Genomic DNA, 23,754 nt, shown 5'->3' on the forward strand with positions numbered 1-23,754 from the left:
TGCCTGACATGCCTCTGGGAGCCCACGAACTGCTGGTCTTCATGCTGCAGCTGGGCCTGCTCCTCGGTCTCGCCGTCCTGCTCGGCCGGCTGGCCGTGCGCCTGCGCATGCCCGCCATCGTCGGCGAGCTGACCGTGGGCGTGCTGCTCGGCCCGTCGCTGCTGAACCATCTGGCCCCCGCCCTGAAGTTCACCCAGCTCCACCTGCTGGACGCGGTGGGCCAGGTCGGCGTCCTGCTGCTGGTCGCCATCACCGGCGTCCAGCTCGACTTCGGCCTGGTCCGGCGGCGCGGCGCGACGGCCGTCAAGGTGAGCGTCGCCGGTCTGGTCGTGCCGCTGGGGCTCGGCGTGGCCGCCGGTTTCCTGCTGCCCGCCTCCCTGCTCGTCGAGGGCACCAGCGTGACCGTCTTCGCGCTGTTCCTGGGCGTGGCCACGTGCGTCAGCGCCATCCCCGTGATCGCCAAGACGCTGACGGACATGAAGCTGCTGCACCGCGACGTCGGCCAGCTCTGCCTGACCGCGGGGATGGTGGACGACGCGTTCGGCTGGTTCATGCTCTCGGTCGTCTCGGCCATGGCGACCACCGGCGTGCGCACCGGGCAGATCGTGTTGTCGCTGGTCTACCTGGTCGCGCTGGTGCCGTTCGCGCTGTGGGTGGGCCGGCCGCTGGTCCGCTGGACGATGCGGGCGGCCACCCGCTCGGACGAGCCGGGCCCGGCCGTGGCCACCGCCGTGGTGCTGGTGCTGCTGGCCGCCGCCGGCACGCACGCGCTCGGCCTGGAGGCCATTTTGGGGGCGTTCGTCTGCGGCGCGCTGATCGGACGGTCCGGCCACGCCGACGCCGCGTGGCTGGCCCCGCTGCGCACGATCGTCCTGAGCGTGCTCGCGCCCCTGTTCTTCGCGACGGCCGGCCTGCGCATGGACCTCACGCTGCTGGCCAGGCCGGACGTGCTGGCGGCGGCCGGGGTCGTGCTGGGGGTGGCGATCGTCGGCAAGTTCCTGGGCGCGTACCTCGGGGCGCTGCTGAGCCGGTTGAGCGCGTGGGAGGCGTTCGCGCTGGGGGCGGGCATGAACGCGCGCGGCGTCATCGAGGTGATCGTGGCTATGGTCGGGCTGCGCATCGGCATCATCGACACGGCGATGTACACGATCGTGATCGTCGTCGCGATCGTCACCTCGCTCATGGCGCCGCCGATCCTGCGCGTCGCGATGAGACGCGTCGAGCTCACCGCCGAGGAACGCCTGCGCCGGGCCGAGCACGAGCAGCTGGTCGAGCCCGGCCGCCGCGGCTGACCTATCGGGGGACGACGATCGCCGTGGCCAGCAGCCCGGGGGCGGCCGTCCAGCGGCCCGCGAACTCCGCCAGCGGCGCGTCCGGCGGCAGCAGCCTGGCGCGGAAGCGGCCGTCGAGGGAGAAGGCGAGTGAGCCGTCGTGGAACCCCAGCCACTCGCCGGTCAGCGGGAACCACGCCTTGTAGACCGACTCCTTGGCGCTGAACAGCAGCCGGTCCCAGCAGGTGCCGGGCCGCAGGTCGCGCAGCTCGCGGACCATCGCGGCCTCCTCGGGCCTGGCCACCATGCGGAAGACGCCTTCGGGGAGCGGCTCGTGCGGTTCGGCGTCGATGCCGATGCTGCGCACGTCGCCGGCGTCGGCCACGGCCGCCGCGCGGAACCCGGCGCAGTGCGTCATGCTGCCCACCGCGCCCGCCGGCCAGCGCGGCGCGCCGCGCCGGCCGGGGACGATGGGCGCGGGCGGGATGCCGAGGGCCGCCAGCGCCTCGCGGGCGCAGTGGCGGACGGTGGCGAACTCGCGCCGGCGTTTGGCGACCGCCTTCCTGACGGCGTGCCGCTCCTCGGGGAAGAGCCGCACGCCGGGCGGGTCGCCGTAGGCGGTGGAGACGGCGACGTTGTCCGGGACGAGCGTCTCGATCATCGAGTGTCCCTCCTCCTGGGCCGGCGGGTGCCCTTCCGTCTACCCACGGGCCGCCGTCGTCACCGCTCTCCGGCGAGCGGTTCGAGGACGAGGACCGGGATCAGGCGCTCGGTCTTCGTCTGGTAGTCGGCGTAGTCGGGGTAGGCCGCCACCGCCCGCCGCCACCAGGCGTCCTTCTCCTCCCCCGACACCTCGCGCGCCCGGTAGACGCCGGTCGCCGTGCCGTCCTGGAGCTCGACGACGGGCTCGGCGAGCACGCTGGCGTACCACTGCGGGTTGACCGGGGCGCCGCCCAGGGACGCGACGGCCGCGTAGCGCCCCTCGTGCTCGACCCGCATGACCGGCGTCCTGCGCAGTTTGCCGGTCTTCGCGCCCCGGTAGGTCATCAGCACGACGGGCCGGTCCTTGATCGTGACGCCGTCGGTCGTGCCGGTGCGCATGATCTGCTCGACGTGCTCGCGGACCCAGTCCGACGTGCTGGGCTCGTACTCGCCGGTCGGCCCCTGCCCGGCCCGCCGCGCCGCCTCCGCCGGGCCGTGCCGCCGGCCGGGGCGCTTGTCCACGTTGTCGGTGAGGGTGTTGATCAGGGCGGGCAGCCCGGCCACCGTCTCGGCCGGCAGCCCGGCCACGGTCTCCTCGGCCAGGTCGACCCAGAGCCGCTTGACCTGCTCGGCCAGCGCCCGGCCGCTGTCGGTGAGCTCGACCACGCTGGCCCGCTTGTCGGACGGCGCAGGCGTGCGGCGGATGTGACCGGAGGCCTCCAGCTTGCGGCTCATGAGCGTCACGCTGGGCGGCTCGCATCCCAGCGCCTCGCTGAGCTGCGCCTGGATCCTCGGCCCGGTGCGGGCGAGTTCGAGCAGCAGCGCCTCCTGCCCCGGATGCAGGCCGAGCGGGGCCAGCAGGGCGGCTGCCCTGGCCCGGTGGCGCAGGCTCAGCAGGCGGATCGCCTGGTTGACGGCGTCGGCTTGCGCGAAGTCCATGATCGCTCCTTGACGCAAATTAGTTATGTGCATAATAGTTATTCGCGTAACCAATCCTACACGGCCGGGCACCGCCCACAGGAGCCGGGATTGCGAAGAGCCCCGACGCGGCGCGTCCCCAGGGCAAGCAGACAAGAACGGAACACCTCATGACGAGCATCGGCGCCGCCGCCCGGCGGGCCACCCCACGAACCATCCCGTCCTGGCTGATCCTGGCGCTGGCCTGCGCCGGCCAGTTCATGGTCATCCTGGACGCCTCCATCGTGAACGTCGCCCTCCCCGCCATCCGCGCGGAGCTCGGCTTCACCCCCACCGGGCTCGCCTGGGTGGTGAACGGCTACCTGCTGGCCTTCGCCGGCTTCATGCTGCTGGGCGGCCGGGCCGCCGACCTGTTCGGCCCGCGCCGGACGCTGGTCGCCGGGCTGCTGCTGTTCTCCGCCGCCAGCCTGGCCGCCGGCCTGGCCACCGCGGCGGAGGTCCTGGTCGCGGCCCGCGTGGCACAGGGCGCCGGGGCCGCCATGATGGCCCCCGCCACGCTGGCCGTGATCAACACGTACTTCACCGAGCCGGGCGCGCGTGCCAGGGCGTTCGGCGCCTGGTCGTCCGCGGGCGGCGTCGGCGGGATGATCGGCGCGGTGGCAGGCGGCGCCATCACCACCGGCCTGTCGTGGCGCTGGGTCTTCCTGATCAACGTGCCGGTCGGCGCGCTGCTGATCGCCGTGGCCCTCGCGGCGCTGGTCACCGTACGAAACGCGCGGCGCGAGCCGCTCGACCTGGCCGGCGCGGTCACCGCGACCGCCGGCCTGGCGGCGCTGGTCTACGGGGTCATGCAGAGCGCCGAGCACGCCTGGTCGTCCGGACGGGTGCTCGTGCCCGTGCTCGCCGGCCTGCTGCTGCTCGCCGTCTTCGTCGTGGTCGAGGCGCGCTTCGCCGGAAGGCCCATGCTGCCCCTGCGGCTGCTCCGGATCCGGGGGGTGGCCGTCGGGAACGGCATGCTGCTGCTGTTCGGCGGGATCACCATCGCGATGTGGTACTTCACGTCGCTGTTCCTGCAGAACGTCCTGGGCTTCAGCGCGCTGCTCGCGGGGCTCGGGCAGACGCCCGCGGCGGTGACGTTCATGCTGGTCGCCCGGGCGTCCGCCACCCTGCTGCCGCGGGCCGGGGCGCGTGCGCTGACGCTCGGCGGCGGCGCGCTGTTCGTGGCCGGGTTCGGCTGGCTGTCCCTGGCGCAGGCCGGCAGCGGCTACCTCACCGGCGTCCTCGGGCCCACGCTGCTCGTCGCGGCCGGCATCGGGCTGACCTTCCCCACCCTCATGGCCGCGGCGACCGCCGAGGCGCCCGAAGGATCGGCGGGCGTCGTCGGGGGCCTGGCCAACACCACCAGCCAGGTGGGCTCGTCGATCGGCCTGGCGGTCCTCGCGACGGCCGCGGGCGCCGCCGGCTCCCCCGAAGCCCTCGCCGACGGCTACGGCCTGGTCTTCCTCATCGCGGCCGGGCTCGGCCTGGCCCTGGCGGCGGGCGGCTTCCTGCTGCCGCGCCGCGCCTGACCCACCCCCACCCCTTCCACCAAGGAGATTTCCATGTCCATCGCCTTCGATCCGATCGCCGTGGGCGGCACGAAGCTGGCCAACCGGGTCGTCATGGCCCCGATGACCCGCAGCCGCGCCCGCGACGGGCTGGTGACGAGCCTGACGGCGCGGTACTACGCCCAGCGCGCCTCCGCCGGGCTGATCGTCACGGAGGGCGTCCAGCCGTCGGTGATCGGCCAGGGCTATCCCTTCACGCCCGGCCTGCACAGTGCGGCGCAGGTCGCCGCCTGGCGGGAGGTCACCGGCGCGGTGCACGCGGCGGGCGGCAAGATCTTCGCCCAGCTCCTGCACACCGGCCGGATCGGCCATCCGGTGCTGCTGCCCGAGGGGGCGGTCCCCGTCGCGCCGTCGCCGGTGGCCGCGCGCGGGCAGCTCTTCACCCCCGACGGCGTCAAGGAGTTCGTCACCCCGCGCGAGCTGACGGAGCCCGAGATCGAGCGGACCGTCGCCGACTTCGCGGACGCCGCCCGCAACGCCGTCGAGGCCGGCTTCGACGGCGTGGAGCTGCACGGCGCCAACGGCTACCTGATCCACCAGTTCCTCGCCCCCGGCAGCAACCGGCGCACCGACGGCTGGGGCGGCTCGGCGGCCGGGCACGCCAGGTTCGCCGTGGCGGTCGTCTCGGCCGTGGCCGGCGCGATCGGCGGCGACCGCACCGCGTTGCGGATCTCCCCCGGGATGCCGAACAACGACATGCACGAGCCCGACCCGCGGCCGGTCTACGAGGAGCTGCTGGGCCGGACGTCCGGGCTGGGGCTGGCGTACCTGCACGTCATGGAGGCCGCCGACCGGGAGCTGACGCGTGCCCTGCGACGGCTCTTCCCCGGCCCGCTCGTCCTGAACCCGCACACCGGCGACCGCCCGACCGGCCCGGAGGACCTCGCGCTGATCGAGGACGGCACCGCCGACCTGATCGCCTTCGGCCGGCTCTTCCTCGCCAACCCCGACCTGCCCCGCCGGCTGGCGACCGGCGCGCCGCTCAACGCCCCGGACCCGGCCACCTTCTACGGCGGCGACGCCGCGGGCTACACCGACTACCCGGCCCTGCCCGCCTGACCGGCCGGTCGCGGGGCGCGGACCGGTTCGGGGGACGCCATCCTTTTTGATCTTCAAGGATGGCGTCGGCCGGAATTTCGGTCGGCCGATAAAGCGGCTCCCTTGTGGAGAAGGCGGTCGGAGGCGGTGTCAAGGAAGGTCCGCGCCCCACGCCCCGGCGGCGATTGGCCCAGACCCGCGCGAACAGGACGCCACCAGCCTCGATGCGCGCCTCCGGCCGCCGGAGTCACCGAAACGTGATCGGCGCTCCTTTCCCATGCATTCTTCGCCTCGCGCATGATTCAGTGGAAAACAATTCATCGGCGAATTCAGGGCGGGTGGATCGCCGAAAATTCACCGCCGCCCGATCGCTGTTCAAATGATTCGGGAAAAGCGCATTGTCCGATCAATTGCGTCCCGGAATTCAGCGAACAAGGCTGCGGAACCGTCCTGGAACGATCCATATGCGAGAGGCCGCCGGAGATGCCAGCATCGTCGGATGACCCGAGAGGTGGAATCCGTGAGCGAGCCCGCGATCCGTCCCAACGAGACGACGGTTCCGGTGCTGCCCTGCCCTTCCCCCGAGCAGACCCTGGAGTTCTTCGAGGCGCTCGGGTTCACCGTCACCCACCGGCAGACCCGGCCCTACGTCTATCTGGCGATGCGCTGGAGCGGGTTCGACCTGCATTTCGGCCCCGCGCCGAAGGACTTCGACCCCGCCCGGGACGCGACCGGGGCGTGCCTGGTCCTGGTCGACGCCGTGGCGCCGTACCACGCCGCGCTCGTCGCGGCCATGCGCCGGGCCTACGGCAAGGTGCTGAGCTCGGGCCTGCCGCGGATCACCCGCTACCGGCCCGGCGCGTCCAGGTTCACGCTGATGGACCCGTCCGGGAACTCGATCATGTTCATCCAGCGGGACGAGCCGGCCGAGCTGGAGTACGGCGGCTCCACGAAGCTGACGGGCCTGGCCAAGGCGCTGGACAACGCCCGGATCCTGCGCGAGTTCAAGAACGACGACCTGCAGGCCTACCGGGCGCTCAAGTCGGCCGTGCGCCGGCACGGCCCGCAGGCTCCGGCGGCCGAGCGGGCCATCGCCCTGTGCCACCTCGCCGACCTCGCCACGGCGCTCGGCGAGCCCGCCGAGCCGTGGCTGGCCGACCTGCGCGGCACCGAGCTCACCCCCGACGACAGGCGGCGCGTCGAGTCCGAGCTCGGCCACCTCGCCGATCTGAGTGAATGGCTCGGGCCGAGCTGACGGCGGGCAGAGCGGCGGCGAACGGCCGGGCCGCGGCGGGCGTCAGGAGGCGGGGGTGTTGTGCATGATCTTGACCATCCGCACCTTGCCGTTGGGCTCCGGGGTGATGCTGTCCACCGTGCGCGCGGTCACCTCGAAGTCCTTGGCGACGGCGGCCACGGCGTCGCGGACCCGCCCGGCCAGGTCGGCGGGGGCCGACGGCGAGGGCACCAGCAGGATCTCCACCGCGCCCGGCCGGTACTGGAGCACCTGCACGCCGCGCACGCCCGCCGTCGGCATCACGGCCGGGTTGGTGAGGAAGTTGGCGTGCACCGTGCGCCCGTCGGCGGCCACGACGCGGTCCTCGGTCCGTCCCTGGATCCGGCGGATGATCGGGGTGTGGAAGGCGCGGCACGGGCAGTCGTCCGGCTCGATGAGCACGCGGTCGCCGAGCCGGTAGCGGATCAGCGGCATCGCCTCGGCGTGCAGCCGGGTCACCAGGACCTCACCCTCGCCGTCGGCCAGCGACACGCCGCCGTCGTCGTGCAGCACCTCCACCACCACGTCGGCCGAGCGCAGGTGCATCGCGCCCTCGGGGCAGGTGCGGCCGATCGTGTACGCCTCCACCGAGGCGTACACCTCGTGGCCGCGCGCCCCGAAGTAGTTCAGCACGTGCTCGCGGGCCTCGGGGGTGAGCGTCTCGCCGGCGAAGATGACGGTGTGCACGCGACGGTAGGCGATCTTCCTGCGGCGCAGCTCGTCCACGAGGGTGACGATGCAGCCGGGGAAGCCCCACAGGAACGTCGGCCGTCCGCGCAGGAACGCCTCGACCTGCTCGTCCAGGCTGCGGCTGGTGTTGACGTGGACCGTACGGGCCAGGCCGAGCCGCTGGAGCCGGTGCGGCCGGAACTCGCCCACCCGGAAGTAGCCGATCCGGTCCCAGGGGCGCAGGCCCGAGGCCAGCAGGTCCTGGAGGTAGGTGGCGCGCAGGTAGCCGAGGTCGCCCTCGGAGTAGAAGGGCCGGATGGGCACGCCGGAGGAGCCGCTGGTGGGCGCCTCGCGGGTGTTGTCGGGGGTGAACCCGGTGGCCATCAGCTCGGCGGGCGGCAGGTCCCGCAGCGTCGTCCGGTTCAGCATCGGCAGCTCGGCCAGGTCGGCGGCGGTGGACAGCGCCGCCACGGCGTCGGCCGGGAACACGCGGCGGTAGTACGGCACGTTGGCGTGCGCGTGCCGGACGAGCCCCGTCAGCAGCCGGTCCTGCACGACCTGGAGCCGGGCCGGGTCCATCCGGTCCCGTGAGCGCGCCAGGTACAGGTTCCGCACCACCGGCACCACCGGGATCGTGCTGGGCAAGCCCTTCATGAGGTCTCCTTCTTCAGCGTGGCCAGCATGACGCCGCCCTTGACCACCTCGCCCGCGCAGTACGCCAGCAGCGCGCCGAACGCCGTCGCGGCGGGCACCAGGAACCAACCGGCGGCGGCGACCACCGCGAACTGCAGGCACGCGGCCACCGCGGCCAGCCGCCGTCCCCGGTCGTCGGTGTTCTCCACCAGCAGGAACGCGGGCAGCACGGCCACCGTCAGGGCCGCCTCGGCCAGCAGCGCCGCGCCGGTCGCCACCATGCCCCGCTGGCCGCCCGCCAGCACCACCCCGAGCACGACCACCGCCAGGGCGCCGGCCGGCACGGCGGGCGCGAGGATGCGCCGCGCCATCCGGCGGGCGCCGGCCTCGCCCGTGCCCTCGATCCAGACCGCCACCCGCGGCTGGAGGATGCGCAGCAGGTACGACACGCCCATCACGACCACCGACAGCGCCACCGACCACACGTAGAAGACGCTGGTCTGCTGCGCGTCGTCCAGGTGCGCGAAGTACGCGAACGTCACCGAGGTGGCCGCGACCGCGGTCACCTCGCCGACGCTGAGCAGCGCCGCCGCGCGCACGGCCGGCCGGTAGGCGCCCTTGTCCGCCTTGCCGGAGCGCCCGCGGATCAGCCCGGCCGCCAGCACGGCGTTCAGCACCGCCAGCACGCCGACGTGCAGGGCCAGCAGCGCGTTGGCCCGCATCCCGGTCAGGGCCACCAGCCCCACGCCGGACGCCTGCGCGACGGCGAGCGTCAGGTAGGCGAACACGTCGGCCCGCGCCCGCCCGCGCAGCCGGTTCAGCGCCGCCATGACCGCGCAGCAGCCCAGCCCGCAGGCGTAGGCGGCGGCCGCCGCGTACCGGGCGGGCGCGCCGCCGGGGTCGGCCGCCGCCAGGGCCAGCCAGACGGGCACGGCCAGCGTGAACGGCGTGGCCGCCAGCAGCATGAACAGCGGCCGCAACGTCTGCCCGCCGCGCCGCGGCACCAGCGCCAGCGCCGCCTTCTCGATGCCGCTGGACGTCAGCGCCAGCAGCCAGCCGGACACGCCGTTGGCGGTGGCGTACAGGGCGAACTCGTCGGCGCCCCAGAGGCCGAGCAGCACCAGGTTGGCGGTCCACAGGGCGGCGCGGAACGCGCCGCGCCCGGCGAACAGGGCCGCCGTCACCGCCACGAGGCGTGGCGGCGGCCTGCGGCGCAGGCTCACGGTCACGGGCCGGCCTGTGCCGACTCGACGAACCTGCCCTTGCCGCCGGGGGTGAGCGTGACCCGTTCGGCCTGCTCGAAGCGCACCTCGACCGGGCCGCCCACCTGCTTGGCCAGCCCGTCCCGGTAGGCCGCGGCCACCTCGTCGAAGTCCCGGCCCGCCTCGGGGACCAGGTGGACGGTGACGTTGCCGTCGGCGTCCTGGCGGACCATGCTCTCGGCCACGCCCGGCGTCCACATGGCCAGCGACAGGAACGTGGCGGTGTAGACGCGGTGGCCGCCGGGGAAGGTGATGTAGTCGTCGGACCGGCCGCCGGTCACCCGCATGCGCGTGAACCGGTTGCCGCAGCCGCACTCCCCCGGCACGATCATGCCGCGATCGCCCAGGCGGTAGCGGATCAGCGGCATCGCCCGTTCCCTGAAGTGGGTCACCACGACCGCGCCGTCCTGGCCGTCGGGCACCGGCATGCCGTCGTCGTCCACGATCTCCAGGCGGACGCGGTCCTCGTCCACGTGCATCGCGCCCCGGTCGCACTGGGTGGAGACGGTCAGCACCTCGTAGGCCGAGTACTCGTCGTACACCGGCACGCCGAAGCCGTTCTGCAGCAGCTCGCGCACCTCGTCGGTGAGCAGTTCGGAGTCGGTCATGACCATGCGCAGCGTGCGCCGCAGCTCGGCCACCTGGGCCGGCGAGGCGGCGCGCAGCAGCCCGCGCAGCACCACCGGGTAGCCCATGATCAGGTGCGGGCGCACCTTCAGCACGTCGGCCAGGATCTTCGCGTCGCCCTGCCCGGCGCCGATGACCGTGCGCGGGAACAGGCCGAGCCGCTGGAACCAGCGCAGCGGGCGGGGGAACGGCTTGATGTGCGCGATCCGCCACCACGGCCGGTAGCCCGACAGCAGGAAGCGGCGGAAGATGGTCGCGCCGTGGTAGCCGTAGGCGGCCACGTCGTGCCGCACCTCCAGGACGCGGCCCGTGGTCCCGCTCGTACGGTCCAGCCGGTAGTCCTTGGTGCTCAGGCCGGGCGTGTGGAAGCGGGACAGGTCGCCGTCCAGCACGGTGGCCTTGTCCAGGATCGGCAGCTTCGCCAGGTCGGCCAGGCTGTGCAGGGGCACGTCGTAGCGCGGGTCGGCGTAGTGCGGCACGTGCGCGCGGGCGAAGGCCAGCAGGTCGCGCAGGCCGTCGAGGGTGAGCCGGTCGGTCTCGGCGCGCGGGCGGCGGATGGCGCGGAAGGCGTCCACGACGTGCCGCACCTCCCGCACGGCTACGCCCAGTCCATGGCTCACAGGCCGTCCCCGATCTCGAAGCGGAGCAGCCCGATGGCCTCGGCCAGCACGCCGGCCAGGGCGTCCCGGCCGGAGGCGGCGGCGGTCAGGTAGCCGAGCTTGGCGCCCGCCCGCGTGTAGCGCTCCACGTGGTCGCCGGGGGCGGCGGCCAGCACCAGGTCGACGACGCCGGGCAGCGCCCTGACCTGCTCCTCGCCGTCCACCCTGACCAGCTTGCCGTCGCGTTCCGCGTTGAGCACGCGGACCGCGCCGTACCGGGTCGCCGCCGGGGTCAGGGACGGCGTCTCGCCCATGGCCGACAACACGTACTGCTCGACCACGTCCACGCCGTGCACCAGGCCCAGCAGCTCGGCCAGGCCGTTGCCGCCCAGGCGGGCGCCCATCTCGACGAGCACGACCTCGCCCGCCCCGGTGACCAGCACGTCGGCGCTGAGCGGCCCTTCGCGCAGCCCGGTCTCGGCGCAGATCGCGTCGAGCATCGGGCGCACGGCGTCGGTGACGTGGTCCGGGCCCGGCATGGTGTGCTGGACGGTGATGAACAGCGGCGGCGGGGTCAGCTCCCGTTCGGCCAGGCCGATCAGGGCCACCTTGCCGCCGATCACGAACGCCTCGGCCGTGTAGTGGGTGCCCTCCAGGAACTCCTCGGCCACGACGCGGCCGGACAGCGACCACTCCCTGGCCAGCCCCACGGCCTCGGGCAGCTCGTCCGGCGCGTGGCACAGCGACACGCCGCGGCTGCCGGAGGAGTCCACCGGCTTGACCATGAGCGGGAAGCCCAGCTCAGGGGCGTCGCGCAGCACCTCCTCCGCAGCGCCGCTCACGTGGCGGGGACCGGGCAGGCCGAGCCGGGCGCACATCGCGCGGAACCAGCCCTTGTCGACCGAGCCGCGCACCGCGCCCTCCGACAGCCCGCACGGCAGGCCGAGCCGGGCGGCCAGGGCGAGCTGCGAGGGCAGGTTGACGTCGCTGGCCGGGGAGACCACGCCGGCCAGGTCGTCGCGCTCGGCCAGGGCCCGCGCGACCCGCGGCACGTCGCGGGTGCTGAGGTCGAGGAACTCGTCGGCGTGCGCGACGCCGGGGGCGTCGGCCCGCATGTCCACGCAGATCGTGCGCACGCCGAGGCGGGCCGCGGCGCGGATGGTGCTGATGGCGCCGTCCGCGCCGCCGAGGACCGCGATGGTGCGGCCGGCGCCGGTCACGTGAGCCTCCCGGCGAGCAGGTCAGCGGAATCGACCGGCACGTTGGCCTCCCGTACGAGGAACAGCGGCGGACGGGCCTGACCGCGAGAGATGTGCAGAAGCGTGCGGGCCATCATGCTCAGCCCGAACAGGGCGGCGGCCAGCGCCAGCCCGAACAGCAGCGCGCTGCCGGTGATCCCGGCCAGCAGCGCCACGGGCAGGCCGATCAGCCCCGCCCACACCGCGGCCGAGATGGGCCGCGACGAGAAGCCGAAGAACAGGTCCAGCGAGTGCCTGGCCAGCCCGCGCACGGTCACCTTGGACGAGCCGTGCACCCGCGGCCGGTGCGCGGTCGGCACGGTCGTCCAGGCGCGCGTCAGGCGCGGCAGCGTGGCCAGGAAGTACGGCGTGCCGAGCCGCAGGTCCACGATCCGTCGCGCGATCTCCGTGCGGACCAGGCGGAACGTCGTGGCGCGCGGCGGGATCTCGATGCCCAGCAGCCGCCGCGCCAGCCAGTCGTGCACGATCGACGCGGTCCGCCGCGGCCAGGGGTCCTTGCGGTCCACCCGGATGCCGAACACCGCGTCGTACCCGTCGGCCGCCCGCTCGATCAGCCGCTTGGCCTCGGTGGGCGGGAACTGCAGGTCGGCGTCGAGGTGCAGCACCCAGGGGTTCCGGGCGTACCGATAACCGGCCGAGAAGGCGGCCTCCACGCCGAAATTCTTGGACAACGATATGAACGACACACGATTGTCACTCTCGGCGATCGCGCGAATGCGCGCGAGCGTGTCGTCCGTACTGCCGTCGTCGACGAAGAGAATTTCGAGTTCTCCCTGGTCACCCAGCGCGTCTGCGATTTCGCGATAGGTGTCAGGGATGTTGTCGGCCTCGTTCAGGCACGGAACGACCACGGTGAGTGCCAGGCCGTCCGGCGGAACCGGAAGCGGATGCTCATTCATGGAACGGTCTTCACCACGTGTATCAACCCCGGTTCACCCTGTGACAGGGCCCGGGCATTCCCACCCGGCTACGACCCCGGTTGCGGAATATATCCATACGTGTCAGACAAAAGCTAGGTATTGATTTCTTTACGGCCGGTTTGTTAGGAAGATCTCCGACGCGGGGCCGCTGGGTCATGCGCATTGTCAGGGGGCATTCATGTTTGTGCTCGGCATCAGCCAGGTCCACGACTCGGCGGCGGCCCTGGTGGCCGACGGGAAGATCGTGGCCTTCGCCGAGGAGGAGCGGTTCACCAGGGTCAAGCACGACGGCCGGTTTCCCGCGCAGGCCGTGCGCTACTGCCTGGAGGAGGCCGGCATCACGCTGGCCGACGTCGACCACGTCGCCTACTACTGGCAGGCGCCCCGCGAGACGTTGCACGCGCTCGGCCACTTCGCCCGGCACCTGCCCCACACGCTGGCCGTCTTCCGCAACGACGCCGGCGACTACGGCGACAAGGCCAGCGGCCTGCTGGAGACGCTGTCCGACCAGAAGGGCCAGGCCCACCCGGACGACTACAACGTGGGCGGCGCGCTGCTGCTGCACCTGCGGCGCGGGTTCACCCTGGAGAAGATCCTGCGCGAGTCGCAGAACTTCCGGGGCCGGACGAAGTTCAAGGTCCACCTGATGGACCACCACCGCGCCCACGCCGCCAGCGCCTTCTTCATCTCGCCGTACCAGGAGTCGGCGATCATCACCTGGGACGGCATCGGCAGCGACGGCACCTCCACCTACCTCGGGCTGGGCAAGGGCGGCCGGATCCACGACATCCGCCGGGTCAAGTTCCCGCACTCGCTGGGCGCCATGTACGCCGGCGTCACCGGCTACCTCGGCTTCAACCCGACCCGGGACGAGGGCAAGGTCATGGGCCTGGCCGCGTACGGCACCGACCGCTACGTGGACGACTTCGCCGACCTGGTCCGCCTGGGCCCCGACGGCCACTTCGAGCTGGACCTGAGCTGGTTCCGGCACCACGCCACCGGCAAGCACCAGATGTCGGCCAAGTTCCTGGAGCGCTTCGGCCCGGCCAGGCCGCGCGAGCGCGCCATCCCCAACCAGCACTACGCCGACGTCGCGTACGCGCTGCAGGCCACGCTGGAGCGCACCGGCCTGCACGTGGCGCGCTGGCTGCAGGCCAAGACCGGGCAGACCCGCCTGGTCACCGCCGGCGGCGTCGCGCTGAACAGCGTCATGAACGGCCGCATCCTGCTGGAGACGCCGTTCGAGGACTTCTTCGCCCAGCCCGCCGCCGCCGACGACGGCTCGGCGCTGGGTGCGGCGCTGCTGCTGGGCGTGGAGAAGTACGGCATGCGGCGCCCGCGCGACGAGGAGTACATCTTCCTCGGCCCGCAGTTCGGCGAGGAGGAGATGGAGCGGGCGCTCCAGGACGCCGGCCTCGACTACCGGCGCACCGACGACATCAACGACACGACGGCACAGGCGCTGGCCGACGGCAAGATCGTCGGCTGGTTCCAGGGCCGCATGGAGTGCGGGCCGCGCGCGCTCGGCAACCGCTCGATCCTGGCCGACCCGCGCCGCGCCGACGCCAAGGACCGGCTCAACGAGAAGGTCAAGCACCGCGAGCCGTTCCGCCCCTTCGCGCCCTCCTGCCTGGCCGAGCACGCCGGCGAGTACTTCGCCAGCGGCTACCCCTCGCCCGTGATGCTGCTCGTGTTCGACGTGCTGGAGCACCAGCGGGACAAGGTGCCGGCGATCACGCACGAGGACGGCACCGCCCGCGTCCAGACGGTCTCGGCGGCCGACAACCCGCGCTACCACGCGATGATCTCCCGCTTCGCGGAGCTGACCGGCGTGCCCATGGTGGTCAACACCTCGTTCAACGACAACGAGGAGCCCATCGTGTGCACCCCCGAGGACGCCGTGCGCTGCTACCTCAAGACCGACATGGACGCCCTGGCCCTGGGACCGTTCTTCACCGAGAAGGACGTTCGTTGAGGCGTTGGCTGTGGCTGGCGCCCGCCGTTCTGGGCGCCGGGGCGGCCACCCTGATCATGGTGATCCTGCCGCCCGACCGTACTCTGGACAACCCGCTCGAAGCGCTGTGGAAGGTCAGCCCGCTGGTGTTCGCGGTGCTGGCCGTGGCCGGGTTCCCCCGGCGTCCGGGGCTGGGCATGGCGCTGATGTGCGCGCTGGTCGTGGGGTACATGGGCGTGCTCGACACGGTCAACGTGCTGCACATCTTCTCCTACGCCGAGTCCGCCGACCAGAAGGCCGCCTTCCCCGAGCTCTACCAGTTCATGCTCTTCATGAACTCCTTCACCGTGCTGGCCGTGCTGTTCGCCTACCGGCTGGGCGGGGCGCGCTCCGACCGCGTGCTGAAGGTCGGGCTCGCCAGTGTCCTGGTGGTGATCTCCGGGCTGAACGACCTGTCGATGTGGCTGCTCGGCGACTGGCCGCAGGGCCGGCCCGGCACGCTGACGTGGGCCTCGCACATCGCGGTGTTCGTCGGCGGGCCGCCGAGCGTCGCCGTGGCAGTGATCTTCTTCCTCGTCCACCTCGCCCTGGCCGGGGTCGTGCTGGCGCTGCCCGTGCGGCGCTGGCTTGACCGGCTCGTCCCCGCGGCCGCATGAACGCCGACTTAGTCGTCGTCGGCTCCGGTCTGTTCGGGCTGACCGTGGCCGAGCGGTGCGCGTCCGAGCTGGGGATGCGCGTGCTGGTGCTGGAGCGCAGGGACCACGTCGGCGGCAACTCCTACAGCGAGCGCGAGCCGCAGACCGGCATCGAGGTCCACCGGTACGGGTCGCACCTGTTCCACACGTCCAACGCGCGCGTGTGGGAGTACGCCCAGAGGTTCACGTCGTTCACGCCGTACGAACACCGGGTCTATTCAGTGCACAAGGGGCAGGTCTACCCGATGCCCATCAACCTGGGCACGATCTGCGCCTTCTTCGGCCGCCACCTCAGCCCCGACGAGGCCCGCGACCTGGTCGCCCGGCAGGCCGCCGAGGTGACCAGCGCCGGCAACCTGGAGGAGAAGGCGATCTCGCTGATCGGCCGGCCGCTGTACGAGGCGTTCATCCGGGGCTACACCGCCAAGCAGTGGCAGACGGCCCCGGCCGAGCTGCCCGCCGAGATCATCGGCCGGCTGCCGGTGCGCTACACCTTCGACGGGCGCTACTTCGACGACCTCTACCAGGGCCTGCCCACCGACGGGTACGCCGCCTGGCTGGAACGCATGGCCGACCATCCCAACATCGAGATCCGGCTCGGCGCCGACTTCTTCGACCTGCGGGAGAGCCTGGCCGGCGCGGTGCCCGTCGTCTACACCGGGCCGCTGGACCGCTACTTCGGCTACGCCGAGGGCGAGCTGGGCTGGCGGACGCTCGACTTCGAGACGTCCGTGCTGCCGACCGGCGATTTCCAGGGCACGTCGGTGATCAACTACGCCGACGAGGACCTGCCGTGGACGCGCGTCCACGAGTTCCGCCACCTGCATCCCGAACGCACCTGGTACCCGTCCGACGCCACCGTGATCATGCGGGAGTACTCGCGCTTCGCCGGCCGGGCCGACGAGCCGTACTACCCGATCAACACGCCGCAGGACCGCGCCCGGCTGCGCCGGTACCGCGACCTGACCAAGGGCGAGCGGGACGTCTGGTTCGGCGGACGCCTGGGCACCTACCAGTACCTCGACATGCACATGGCCATCGCCGCCGCCCTCACCCTGTACGAAAACCGCCTCCGCCCCCGCTTCACCCCCCACACCTCCGAATAGGACGGCCCCCTCCCGCACCCGGGCTTGGGGCCGTCTCCCCCCACACCTCCTGGGAGGGCGGCCAGCTATCGGGGCCGGGGCCGTCGTCGCGCGCGGCTGCCTTCTCGCCCCCACCGCACCCTTTCGCCTGCCCCGGGGAGCGGGCCGCCCGTGGGGCGGGCGGCCCGGTCGCCGGGTTTCAGGGGGTGGCCTGCCAGGAGGTGCGGACGAGGGCGCGTTCGGTGGCGGCCAGATGGGTCGCCGCCGCGAGCCAGGCCCGCGCGTACCCGTCCGGTTCGGCCTCGGCCAGCCTGCCGAACACGTCACGTTCACGCCGGTCGGCCTCGTCGGCGAGCGCGACGGCCAGGTCGGCGGCCGTGCGGAACCCGGCGCGGCGCAGGGACGCGGCCTGCCCGCGGGCGTCGCCGCCGCGCGCGGACTCGGCGACCGCCCTGCGTCCGCCGGAGACCGCCAGCTCGACCAGCCGGCGCACCCGCCACAGCGGCGCGCCGTCCAGCGGGTCCACCTCGGCGTACGCGTCCCGGCCGGGCGAGGGGCTGGCGTCGGCGGGTGGGGGGCAGGCGTCGGCGGGTGGCAGGTGCGAGCCCTGGAGGCGGTCGTAGCCGAGGTCGGCCCGGCCCTGCCACTCGGGGGGCAGCCTGAGCGTCACCTCCTCCCCCGCGACCGGCCCCACGGCGAGCGGGACGAGCGTCGCCGCCCGGCCGGGCTCGACCCTGGCCACCACGCGCACCCGCAGGCCGGGGCGCGAGGCGAGCCGCCGCAGGTTCTCGACGTACGCGAGCTCGGGATGACGGTTCGCCGGAACCAGCCGGACCACCGGCCCCTCACCGCCGACCGCCGCCCCCCCGGCTTCCGCCGTTCCCTCGGCTTCGGCCGGTTGTGGCGGGGCGGTGGGTGGGAGGTGGCGGGCCAGGACGTGGTCGCCCGCCGCGCCGACGATCACCAGGTCGCAGCCGACCGGCTCCCGTACCTGCTCGGCGGACTCCTCCTCGCTCCACGCCCCCGCCGACAGCCGGGCCCCCACCGCTTCGGACAGCGGCCGGGCGAACAGCGCGCCGAGCGGCCCGTCCGTCCAGGCCAGGCCGGCGACCGGGGTGGCCCGTACGCCCTTGCCCGCGCCGAGGCGGCCGTCCGGGGAGACGGTGGCCCCGGCGATCAGCAGTCCGCCGCGGGCCAGTTGCGCGTGGCTCATCATGGCCGCCCCGATGGCGACGGTCGCGGTCGCCGCGCCACGGGCACGGGCCGGGCCGCCGGGCTTGACGTCGGCCACCGAGAACCAGCGTCCGTCCTCGGTGAGGAGGTGGGTGACCACCCCGCCGTAGCCGGTGCTGCTGATCACGGGCTCGCGGAAGACGCCGTACACCTTCAGGCCGCCGTTCGGACGGTAGCCGCGCCGTACGGTGCCGACCAGCGCCGGGTCGGGATCGGACGCGGCCAGCCGGCCCACGGTGAGCAGCAGCTCCCGCAGGGCGGAGACCAGGTCGGCGAGGCGGTGGCTGTCGTAGCGGGCACGGGCGGCGCGCAGCCCGCGCACCACCCGCAGCGTGGCGGCCTCGGCCCTGGGCAGCCCGGCCAGGCGGGCGGTGTGGGCGGCTCTGAGCAGCTCAGCCTGCGGCACCGCGCCCGCGCCCGGCACACCCGCCGACAGCACGGCGGCCGCCGCCCGCCACAACCCCGCGGCCGCCGCCACCTGCGCCGCCCCGGGCGCAGCCGGAACGACCGCCTCCCCTGAGCCCGACCCGGACGCGGCATCCGCCTGCCCGGACCGTGGACCCGACCCGGAGTCGCCACCCGCCTGGCCGGCTCCTGGGCCGGGCGCCGGCTCGGCACCCGCCTGGTCGGTGTCCGGTCGCCGGCCGGGTTCGGTGGCCGGCTGGGCGGGACGTCCGTCGGTGGAGGGCGTGTCCGGTTGCCCGGAAGGGGAAGGGGATGTGTCCGTCTCCACGTCCAGGGGCAGGGTGTCGGCCGGGTCGGCCAGGGGGCAGGCGGTGAGGAGGGCGGCGCGGTGGAGGCAGCGGGGGGCGAGGAGGCAGGAGCAGCGGGCCTGCCCCTCCTCCGCGATCACCCCCGACGGCCCCGGCGACAGCGTGACCACCGCGTCCTCGCCGCACGTGACCACCACGTCGATGCCGTCGGCCACCCGGTCGAGGGCGGCGTACTGGTCGACGGCCGCGTCCAGCTTCTTGCGCAACCTGCTGGTCAGGCCGTCGACGGCGGCGGCCACCACGTGCGGCGCGGCAGGCGGGAGCGTTGCAGAGGTGTTCACCGGACTTCTCCCCGGAGGCGGTCCCCCACCCAGCGGGCGAGGGCGAGCGGGCTGAGCGCGGCGACCGGCATGCCGGCCGCGACGAGCTGCTGGGCGATGGGCAGCGAGTAACGGGGCACGCCCTGGTCGTCGAGCGCCGCGCAGCCCATCAGGTGGACGCCGGACCCGGCCAGCGAGCGCACCTCCGCGAGCAGGCCGCCCACCGGGTAGCCCTCCTCGAAGTCGCTGACGACGACCACGAGCGTACGGCTCGGCACGGTGACCAGCGTCCGGGCGTGCGCGAGCCCGGCGGCGATGTGCGTGCCGCCACCGACCCGCACTTCGAGCAGCAGGGACAGCGGGTCCTCCACCCGGTCGGTCAGGTCGATCACCTGGGTGGAGAACGTCAGGAAGTGCGTCGAGAGCGTCGGCACGCCCGCGAGGACGGCCGCTGTCAGCGCGGACCACACGACCGACGCCTCCATCGACCCCGACACGTCGACCACGAGGATCAGCCGCCAGTCGGCCTCCTTCCTGGCCCGCGTGCTGAACACCGGCCGTTCCGGCACCACCACGAGCCGCCCGTCGTCGAGACGGCGGGTGTGGGCCAGGTTGGCGCGCAGCGTGCGCGGCAGGTCGAGCCGGCCGCCGGGCCTTCTGGTCGGACGCGGGTTGGCCAGGCCGGTCAGCGCGGGTCTCAGCCGGGTCGCCAGCTCGCGGGTCAGCTCGGCGACCAGGCGGCGGACGAGCGGCCTGAGCTTGGCGACCTGCTGCTCGGGCAGCCCGCCGGCCAGCGACAGCACGGACGTCAGCAGCTCGACGGACGGCCGCACGGCGGCGGGGTCCAGCTCGGCGAGCACGTCGTGCCGTCCGGCGTCGGCGGCCCTGGCCAGCACTTCCTCGCGTACGTCGCCGCCGAACAGGGACTCCAGCTCGTCGGCCCATTCGCGGGCCGTGGGGAACGGGTCGCCCTGGCCTCCGGTGTCGCCCTGCTGCCCGAAGTCGTCGGCGCCCTCGCCGCGGCCGGCGCCGTAGAGCTCGTCCAGGGCGCGGGCGTACGGGCGGGCGCCGGCGGGCAGCCGTTCGCGCTCCCGCCCGAGCAGCAACCGCCACCGGTCGGCGGGGCCGATCCGCGTCCCGCCCTCCACCCGCCGCCCGGACACCGGTTCCCCGCCCTCCGCCTGGCGCGTGGACACCAGAGGCACCGGTTCCCCGCCCTCCACCGGCGGGACCGGACCGCCCTGCGCGGCCGGGACGCCCTGCGAGGCCGGGGCGCCCTGCGAGGCCGGGGCGCCCTGCGAGGCCGGGGCGCCCTGCGAGGCCGGGACGTCGTGCGGGGTGAGGAGGCCGAGGGTGTGCAGGGCCGTCAGGCCGGCCAGGTCGGCGGCGGTCCAGGTGGCCAGCAGGTCGGGCGGCGCGTCCAGCGTCAGGTCCGGACGGTCCCCGAGCCGCTCGGACACCGCCGCCAGCAGCCGGCCGCGGGCCGCCGGGGCGAGCGTGTCGAACCCACCGCGCAGGGCGGGCAGCCGGTCGAGGAACTCCTTGTCCGCCAGCTCGTCCACCCGGTCCATCAGCGGGCCGAGCGCGGCGGGCGCCGCCTGGAGCAGCGGTCCGGCGGCCGTGAGCACGCCGGTCAGCAGCAGGCTCAGCCGGCGGCGGCCGTCCGGGGTGGTGGCGGTGTCGATCCAGCCGGCGGCCCGCGCGCCCAGGAGCTCGGGGCCGTCCAGGTCGAGCAGCACGCGGGCGGCCAGCGCGGCCCCCTGGACGAGCGGCGCCCCGGTGCTCGCGAGCGCGCCCAGCGCGTCGTCCAGCCGCAGGCCCAGCCGGTCCTCCCCGGCCCGCGTGGCGAGCGCGACCAGCGCGACCGCGTCCTCGGGCCGGTCGCTGCCGGCGAGTCCGGGCAGCGACCGGACCGCGGCCTCCAGCAGCGTGACGGCCAGCTCGCCCGCCTGCTCGCGTCCTTCCGGCGTGGTGCCGGGAAGGTGCTCGCGGCGCAGCGCCTCCAGCAGGTCGAGGGCGTCGAGCAGCTCGGGGAGGGTGGCCGTGGCGGGCAGCGTGCCGGCGGCGTCGGCCAGCCGCTGCCCGACCAGCTCCGGCAGGTCGCAGCGGGCGGCGGCGCGCAGCCCGTCGAGGATGGTGCGGCAGGTGGGGCCGCCGTCCGCGGACTCGCGCCGGTAGGTCTCCCGCAAGGTGCCCGCCGCGGCCTGCGCCGGGGTCACGCCCCGGACGCCGGCCAGGTCGAGCAGCGCGGGGGCGGCGGGCGTCCAGGACAGGCGCCATTTGGTGGTGAGCGCGCCGGCGTCGCCGGTGCCCGCGACCTGGATCGGCTCGCCGTAGCCGATGCCGCACACGTGCAGCCGGCGCAGCAGCACCTCCCGGCGCGCGTCCAGGTCGGAGCGGAGCGGGTCGAGGCGCACCTCGCGCGGGTCGGGGTCGTCCGGGCAGGGCAGCCTGAGCGCGGCCAGCTCCTCCTCGACGGCGGGCCCGAGCCCTGAGCGGGGGGTGCCGGGGGCGGTGCGGCCCCTGGCCGTCCCGACGAGCACCGTGTCGAGCGCCTTGGCCAGCGCGCGTCCGCGGCCCAGGGGTTCGCCCTGGCCGAGGACGGTCGTCACCGCCTCCAGCAGCTCGCCGCGGCCGGGGGCGGGCAGGCCGCGCAGGCGGGCGAGGTCGCACGCCAGGCGCAGCGTCTCGACGGCCTCGCCGGTGCCCGCCGTGTGCCCGGCGGCCCGCAGCTCCCTGCACAGGTCGGTGATCGCGCGGGCGGCGCCGTCCCTGACCCGGTCCGGTACGCCGTCCGCCTCGAACACCGCCTGCTGCCAGCGCGGGTCGCGGATCCCGGCCGGGTAGCCCGACCGGGAGTCGAGCAGATCGAAGGCGTACGGGACCAGCGAGGTGACGGCCCGCACTCCATCGGGCGCGGACCCGACGGGCGCGGACCCGGCGGGCACGGACCCGGCGGAGGCGGTGGGAGCGGAGTCGGAGGGGGCGGAGGCGGGGGCGGAGGCGGAGGCGGGGGTCTCGTCGGTGGTGAGCAGGGCGGGGGCGTGGAAGGCGCCCACGACCGCGGCGACCCGGCGTCCACCGGCCGCGGCGGCGGACACCACGCGGCGCATGTACGCCTCCCGCGCCAGGTCCCTGGCCTGGACGCCGCCGCCCGCTGCCGCGTCGCGCCGCAGCGCCCAGCCCACGCCGAGCGCGGCCCGGCGGACGGCCTCCGGCTCGCAGCCCGGCGCCAGGACCTCGACGGCCCGGTCCCACATGTCGTCGCCCACCCGCCCGGTGCCCGCGGCGGTCAGCGCGTCGGCGAAGCGCGGCCCGCCGGCGGCTTCAGCCTCAGGCCCGGCGGCCTGCCGGCCCTCGGCGGCCTCAGGCCCGGCGGCCTGCCGGCCCGGGTCCGAGAGCGGGAGGTCGCAGCACAGCACCTCCACGCCGCGCTTGACCGCCCACCGGATCGCCACCAGCTCAGGGGAGAAGTCGGCGAACGGGTAGAAGCCGAGCCCGTCCGCGCCGTTCCCGGCCAGGGCGACCGGGGCGATGGTGGCCGGGTCGGCGAGGTGGGGCAGCCACTGCTGGAAGTCGGCGGGCAGCTCGACGCACACCGTCTCCGGGTCGGCCGCCTCCAGCAGCTCGGGCAGCACGACGGCCAGGGCCGGACTGTGGTGCCGCACCCCCACAAGGTACGGCCGGGTCGCGGCGGCCAGCCCGGCCACCACCACCCGCGGATCCGCCGGGTCGAGGGACGCGGCCAGGTCGAGCGGCGCGGCCGGTGCGGCCGGGGCGGCCGGGGTGTGGGGCGTCAACGGAGGTTCTCCCGCAGGTCCCAGAGGCGGCGCCACATGGCCGAGCCGTCCTCGGCGCGCCGCCGCACCGGCCCGTCCCAGTAGCCGAGCAGCCGTCCGTGGTCGGCGGGGTCGTCCTTGCGCACGACGCCCAGCAGGTGGCCGGGCACCAGGTCGAGGACGTCGCCGCCCGGCAGGTACGCGGCCGCGACGCCGAGCGAGGCCGCCACCTGCACCGCCTCGGCGGTCGACATCACGGTGCCCGGCCGCTCGACGTCCCAGCCCTCGCCGGACCGTCCGGTGCGCAGGTCGCGGAAGACCGTGACCAGCACCTCCAGCACCGCGTCGTCCACGGCGAACCCGGCGCCGGCGCGCTGGACGACCGCCGTGGCCTGCCGCCGCACCAGGGACGTCTCGGCCGCGGCGTCGGAGATGGGATCGACCGTCTCGAAGTTGAAGCGCCGCTTGAGCGCGGCCGACATCTCCGACACGCCGCGGTCGCGGAGGTTGGCCGTGGCGATCACCGTGAACCCGGGGACGGCGGCCACCTGCGCGTCGTCGGTCCCGGCCAGCTCGGGGACGCTGACCCGCCGGTCGGACAGGATGGACACCAGCGCGTCCTGCACCTCGGGCAGGCAGCGGGTGATTTCCTCGACCCTGGCCACCCGCCCCGATCGCATGGCGGTCAGCACCGGGGAGTCCACCAGCGCGCCCCGGCTCGGCCCCTGGGCCAGCAGCAGCGCGTAGTTCCAGCCGTAGCGGAAGGCGTCCTCGGTGGTGCCGGCGGTGCCCTGGACGGTGAGCGCGCTGGTGCCGCAGACCGCCGCGGCCAGCAGCTCCGACAACATCGACTTGGCCGTGCCGGGCTCGCCGACCAGCAGCAGGCCGCGCTCGCCGGCCAGCGTCACGACGCAGCGCTCGACCAGCGCGCGTTCGCCGACGAACTTGGGCGCCACCTTGAGCTTGGACGGCAGGCCGTCCCGGGCGGGCAGGGAGAGGGTCTCCTCGCCGCTGCCGCAGATGAAGGTCACGACGGCGCGCGGCGTCAGCAGCCAGCCGGGCGGGCGGGGGCCGTCGTCGTGGGCGGCGAGGAAGGCCAGTTCGGTGGCGTACCGCTGCTCGGCGGAGACCACCTGCGTGGCGGGGGTCGCCTCGTCGGTGAGGGTCATGGGGTTTCGTGTCCTTCGTGTGGTGATG

17 protein-coding genes are annotated in these 23,754 nt (G+C 74.3%); 7 read left to right on the plus strand and 10 right to left on the minus strand.

Translation table 11 applies throughout. The annotated features are described in order from the left end of the window. The first annotated feature begins 8 nt into the window (after positions 1-8). Positions 9-1,292, plus strand: coding sequence for a cation:proton antiporter (locus tag ACIBQ6_RS44450; RefSeq protein WP_397218848.1), 1,284 nt, complete (start codon positions 9-11; stop codon positions 1,290-1,292). A gap of 1 nt (position 1,293) precedes the next feature. On the opposite strand, the gene ACIBQ6_RS44455 is transcribed toward ACIBQ6_RS44450, so the two are convergent. Both ACIBQ6_RS44455 and ACIBQ6_RS44460 read right to left on the minus strand, forming a co-directional pair. Next, positions 1,294-1,932 (minus strand): 4'-phosphopantetheinyl transferase superfamily protein, encoded by a 639-nt coding sequence (locus ACIBQ6_RS44455; RefSeq protein WP_357978830.1) that lies wholly within the window; start codon positions 1,930-1,932, stop codon positions 1,294-1,296. A gap of 59 nt (positions 1,933-1,991) precedes the next feature. Continuing rightward, positions 1,992-2,912, minus strand: a complete 921-nt coding sequence (locus tag ACIBQ6_RS44460; RefSeq protein ID WP_397218849.1) for a nitroreductase/quinone reductase family protein — start codon at positions 2,910-2,912, stop codon at positions 1,992-1,994. A gap of 149 nt (positions 2,913-3,061) precedes the next feature. Between ACIBQ6_RS44460 and ACIBQ6_RS44465 the strand changes: the two genes are divergently transcribed. The 3 genes from ACIBQ6_RS44465 (at position 3,062) to ACIBQ6_RS44475 (ending at position 6,791) form a co-directional block, all read left to right on the plus strand. After that, on the plus strand, positions 3,062-4,459 hold the full coding sequence (locus ACIBQ6_RS44465; protein WP_397218850.1) for an MFS transporter: 1,398 nt from the start codon (positions 3,062-3,064) through the stop codon (positions 4,457-4,459). 33 nt (positions 4,460-4,492) lie between these two features. Further along, on the plus strand, positions 4,493-5,557 hold the full coding sequence (locus ACIBQ6_RS44470; RefSeq protein WP_397218851.1) for an alkene reductase: 1,065 nt from the start codon (positions 4,493-4,495) through the stop codon (positions 5,555-5,557). 499 nt (positions 5,558-6,056) lie between these two features. Then, on the plus strand, positions 6,057-6,791 hold the full coding sequence (locus ACIBQ6_RS44475) for a glyoxalase (protein ID WP_358298272.1): 735 nt from the start codon (positions 6,057-6,059) through the stop codon (positions 6,789-6,791). 42 nt (positions 6,792-6,833) lie between these two features. Here ACIBQ6_RS44475 and ACIBQ6_RS44480 read toward each other — a convergent pair whose 3' ends face one another. From ACIBQ6_RS44480 to ACIBQ6_RS44500, 5 genes are read right to left on the minus strand one after another with little or no spacing between them, the layout of a single operon-like run. Next, on the minus strand, positions 6,834-8,132 hold the full coding sequence (locus tag ACIBQ6_RS44480; protein ID WP_397218852.1) for a phenylacetate--CoA ligase family protein: 1,299 nt from the start codon (positions 8,130-8,132) through the stop codon (positions 6,834-6,836). Continuing rightward, a complete protein-coding gene (locus ACIBQ6_RS44485) occupies positions 8,129-9,340 on the minus strand; it encodes a hypothetical protein (RefSeq protein WP_358298275.1) in 1,212 nt (403 codons plus the stop codon). The genes ACIBQ6_RS44480 and ACIBQ6_RS44485 overlap by 4 nt, the downstream gene beginning before the upstream one ends. Next, a complete protein-coding gene (locus tag ACIBQ6_RS44490; RefSeq protein WP_397218854.1) occupies positions 9,337-10,620 on the minus strand; it encodes a phenylacetate--CoA ligase family protein in 1,284 nt (427 codons plus the stop codon). Before ACIBQ6_RS44490 ends, ACIBQ6_RS44485 begins: the two co-directional genes overlap by 4 nt. Next, on the minus strand, positions 10,617-11,819 hold the full coding sequence (locus ACIBQ6_RS44495; RefSeq protein WP_397218855.1) for an ATP-grasp domain-containing protein: 1,203 nt from the start codon (positions 11,817-11,819) through the stop codon (positions 10,617-10,619). Before ACIBQ6_RS44495 ends, ACIBQ6_RS44490 begins: the two co-directional genes overlap by 4 nt. Beyond that, entirely contained in the window at positions 11,816-12,757 is a 942-nt protein-coding gene (locus tag ACIBQ6_RS44500) for a glycosyltransferase family 2 protein (protein ID WP_358298280.1), read from the minus strand. Before ACIBQ6_RS44500 ends, ACIBQ6_RS44495 begins: the two co-directional genes overlap by 4 nt. Before the next feature lie 199 nt (positions 12,758-12,956). On the opposite strand from ACIBQ6_RS44500, the gene ACIBQ6_RS44505 reads away from it, so the two are divergent. Genes ACIBQ6_RS44505 through glf form a run of 3 tightly spaced genes read left to right on the plus strand, consistent with a single transcriptional unit; the run spans position 12,957 to position 16,533 of the window. Continuing rightward, positions 12,957-14,753, plus strand: coding sequence for a carbamoyltransferase (locus tag ACIBQ6_RS44505; RefSeq protein ID WP_397218856.1), 1,797 nt, complete (start codon positions 12,957-12,959; stop codon positions 14,751-14,753). After that, positions 14,750-15,388 (plus strand): hypothetical protein, encoded by a 639-nt coding sequence (locus tag ACIBQ6_RS44510; RefSeq protein ID WP_358298284.1) that lies wholly within the window; start codon positions 14,750-14,752, stop codon positions 15,386-15,388. Before ACIBQ6_RS44505 ends, ACIBQ6_RS44510 begins: the two co-directional genes overlap by 4 nt. After that, positions 15,385-16,533, plus strand: a complete 1,149-nt coding sequence (glf, locus tag ACIBQ6_RS44515) for a UDP-galactopyranose mutase (protein WP_397218857.1) — start codon at positions 15,385-15,387, stop codon at positions 16,531-16,533. The genes ACIBQ6_RS44510 and glf overlap by 4 nt, the downstream gene beginning before the upstream one ends. A 178-nt stretch (positions 16,534-16,711) precedes the next feature. Here glf and ACIBQ6_RS44520 read toward each other — a convergent pair whose 3' ends face one another. Genes ACIBQ6_RS44520 through ACIBQ6_RS44530 form a run of 3 tightly spaced genes read right to left on the minus strand, consistent with a single transcriptional unit; the run spans position 16,712 to position 23,726 of the window. After that, complete coding sequence (locus ACIBQ6_RS44520) at positions 16,712-18,799, minus strand: hypothetical protein (protein ID WP_397218858.1); 2,088 nt, start codon at positions 18,797-18,799, stop codon at positions 16,712-16,714. Further along, positions 18,796-22,578, minus strand: coding sequence for a DUF5682 family protein (locus ACIBQ6_RS44525; protein WP_397218859.1), 3,783 nt, complete (start codon positions 22,576-22,578; stop codon positions 18,796-18,798). Before ACIBQ6_RS44525 ends, ACIBQ6_RS44520 begins: the two co-directional genes overlap by 4 nt. Then, positions 22,575-23,726 carry an AAA family ATPase gene (locus ACIBQ6_RS44530; protein ID WP_397218860.1) on the minus strand — a complete coding sequence of 384 codons (1,152 nt, stop codon included), beginning with the start codon at positions 23,724-23,726 and terminating at the stop codon, positions 22,575-22,577. The genes ACIBQ6_RS44525 and ACIBQ6_RS44530 overlap by 4 nt, the downstream gene beginning before the upstream one ends. Between the last annotated feature and the right edge of the window lie 28 nt (positions 23,727-23,754).

It is taken from the genome of Nonomuraea sp. NPDC049655, from assembly GCF_044465465.1.
GTDB lineage: Bacteria > Actinomycetota > Actinomycetes > Streptosporangiales > Streptosporangiaceae > Nonomuraea.

Excerpts from the sequence above, each read along its gene's own strand:
- ACIBQ6_RS44460 (WP_397218849.1), bottom strand. The coding sequence starts at position 2,912 with ATGGACTTCGCGCAAGCCGACGCCGTCAACCAGGCGATCCGCCTGCTG.
- ACIBQ6_RS44480 (WP_397218852.1), bottom strand. The coding sequence starts at position 8,132 with ATGAAGGGCTTGCCCAGCACGATCCCGGTGGTGCCGGTGGTGCGGAAC.
- ACIBQ6_RS44455 (WP_357978830.1), bottom strand. The coding sequence starts at position 1,932 with ATGATCGAGACGCTCGTCCCGGACAACGTCGCCGTCTCCACCGCCTAC.
- ACIBQ6_RS44500 (WP_358298280.1), bottom strand. The coding sequence starts at position 12,757 with ATGAATGAGCATCCGCTTCCGGTTCCGCCGGACGGCCTGGCACTCACC.
- ACIBQ6_RS44530 (WP_397218860.1), bottom strand. The coding sequence starts at position 23,726 with ATGACCCTCACCGACGAGGCGACCCCCGCCACGCAGGTGGTCTCCGCC.
- ACIBQ6_RS44470 (WP_397218851.1), top strand. The coding sequence starts at position 4,493 with ATGTCCATCGCCTTCGATCCGATCGCCGTGGGCGGCACGAAGCTGGCC.
- glf (WP_397218857.1), top strand. The coding sequence starts at position 15,385 with ATGAACGCCGACTTAGTCGTCGTCGGCTCCGGTCTGTTCGGGCTGACC.
- ACIBQ6_RS44450 (WP_397218848.1), top strand. The coding sequence starts at position 9 with ATGCCTCTGGGAGCCCACGAACTGCTGGTCTTCATGCTGCAGCTGGGC.
- ACIBQ6_RS44505 (WP_397218856.1), top strand. The coding sequence starts at position 12,957 with ATGTTTGTGCTCGGCATCAGCCAGGTCCACGACTCGGCGGCGGCCCTG.
- ACIBQ6_RS44465 (WP_397218850.1), top strand. The coding sequence starts at position 3,062 with ATGACGAGCATCGGCGCCGCCGCCCGGCGGGCCACCCCACGAACCATC.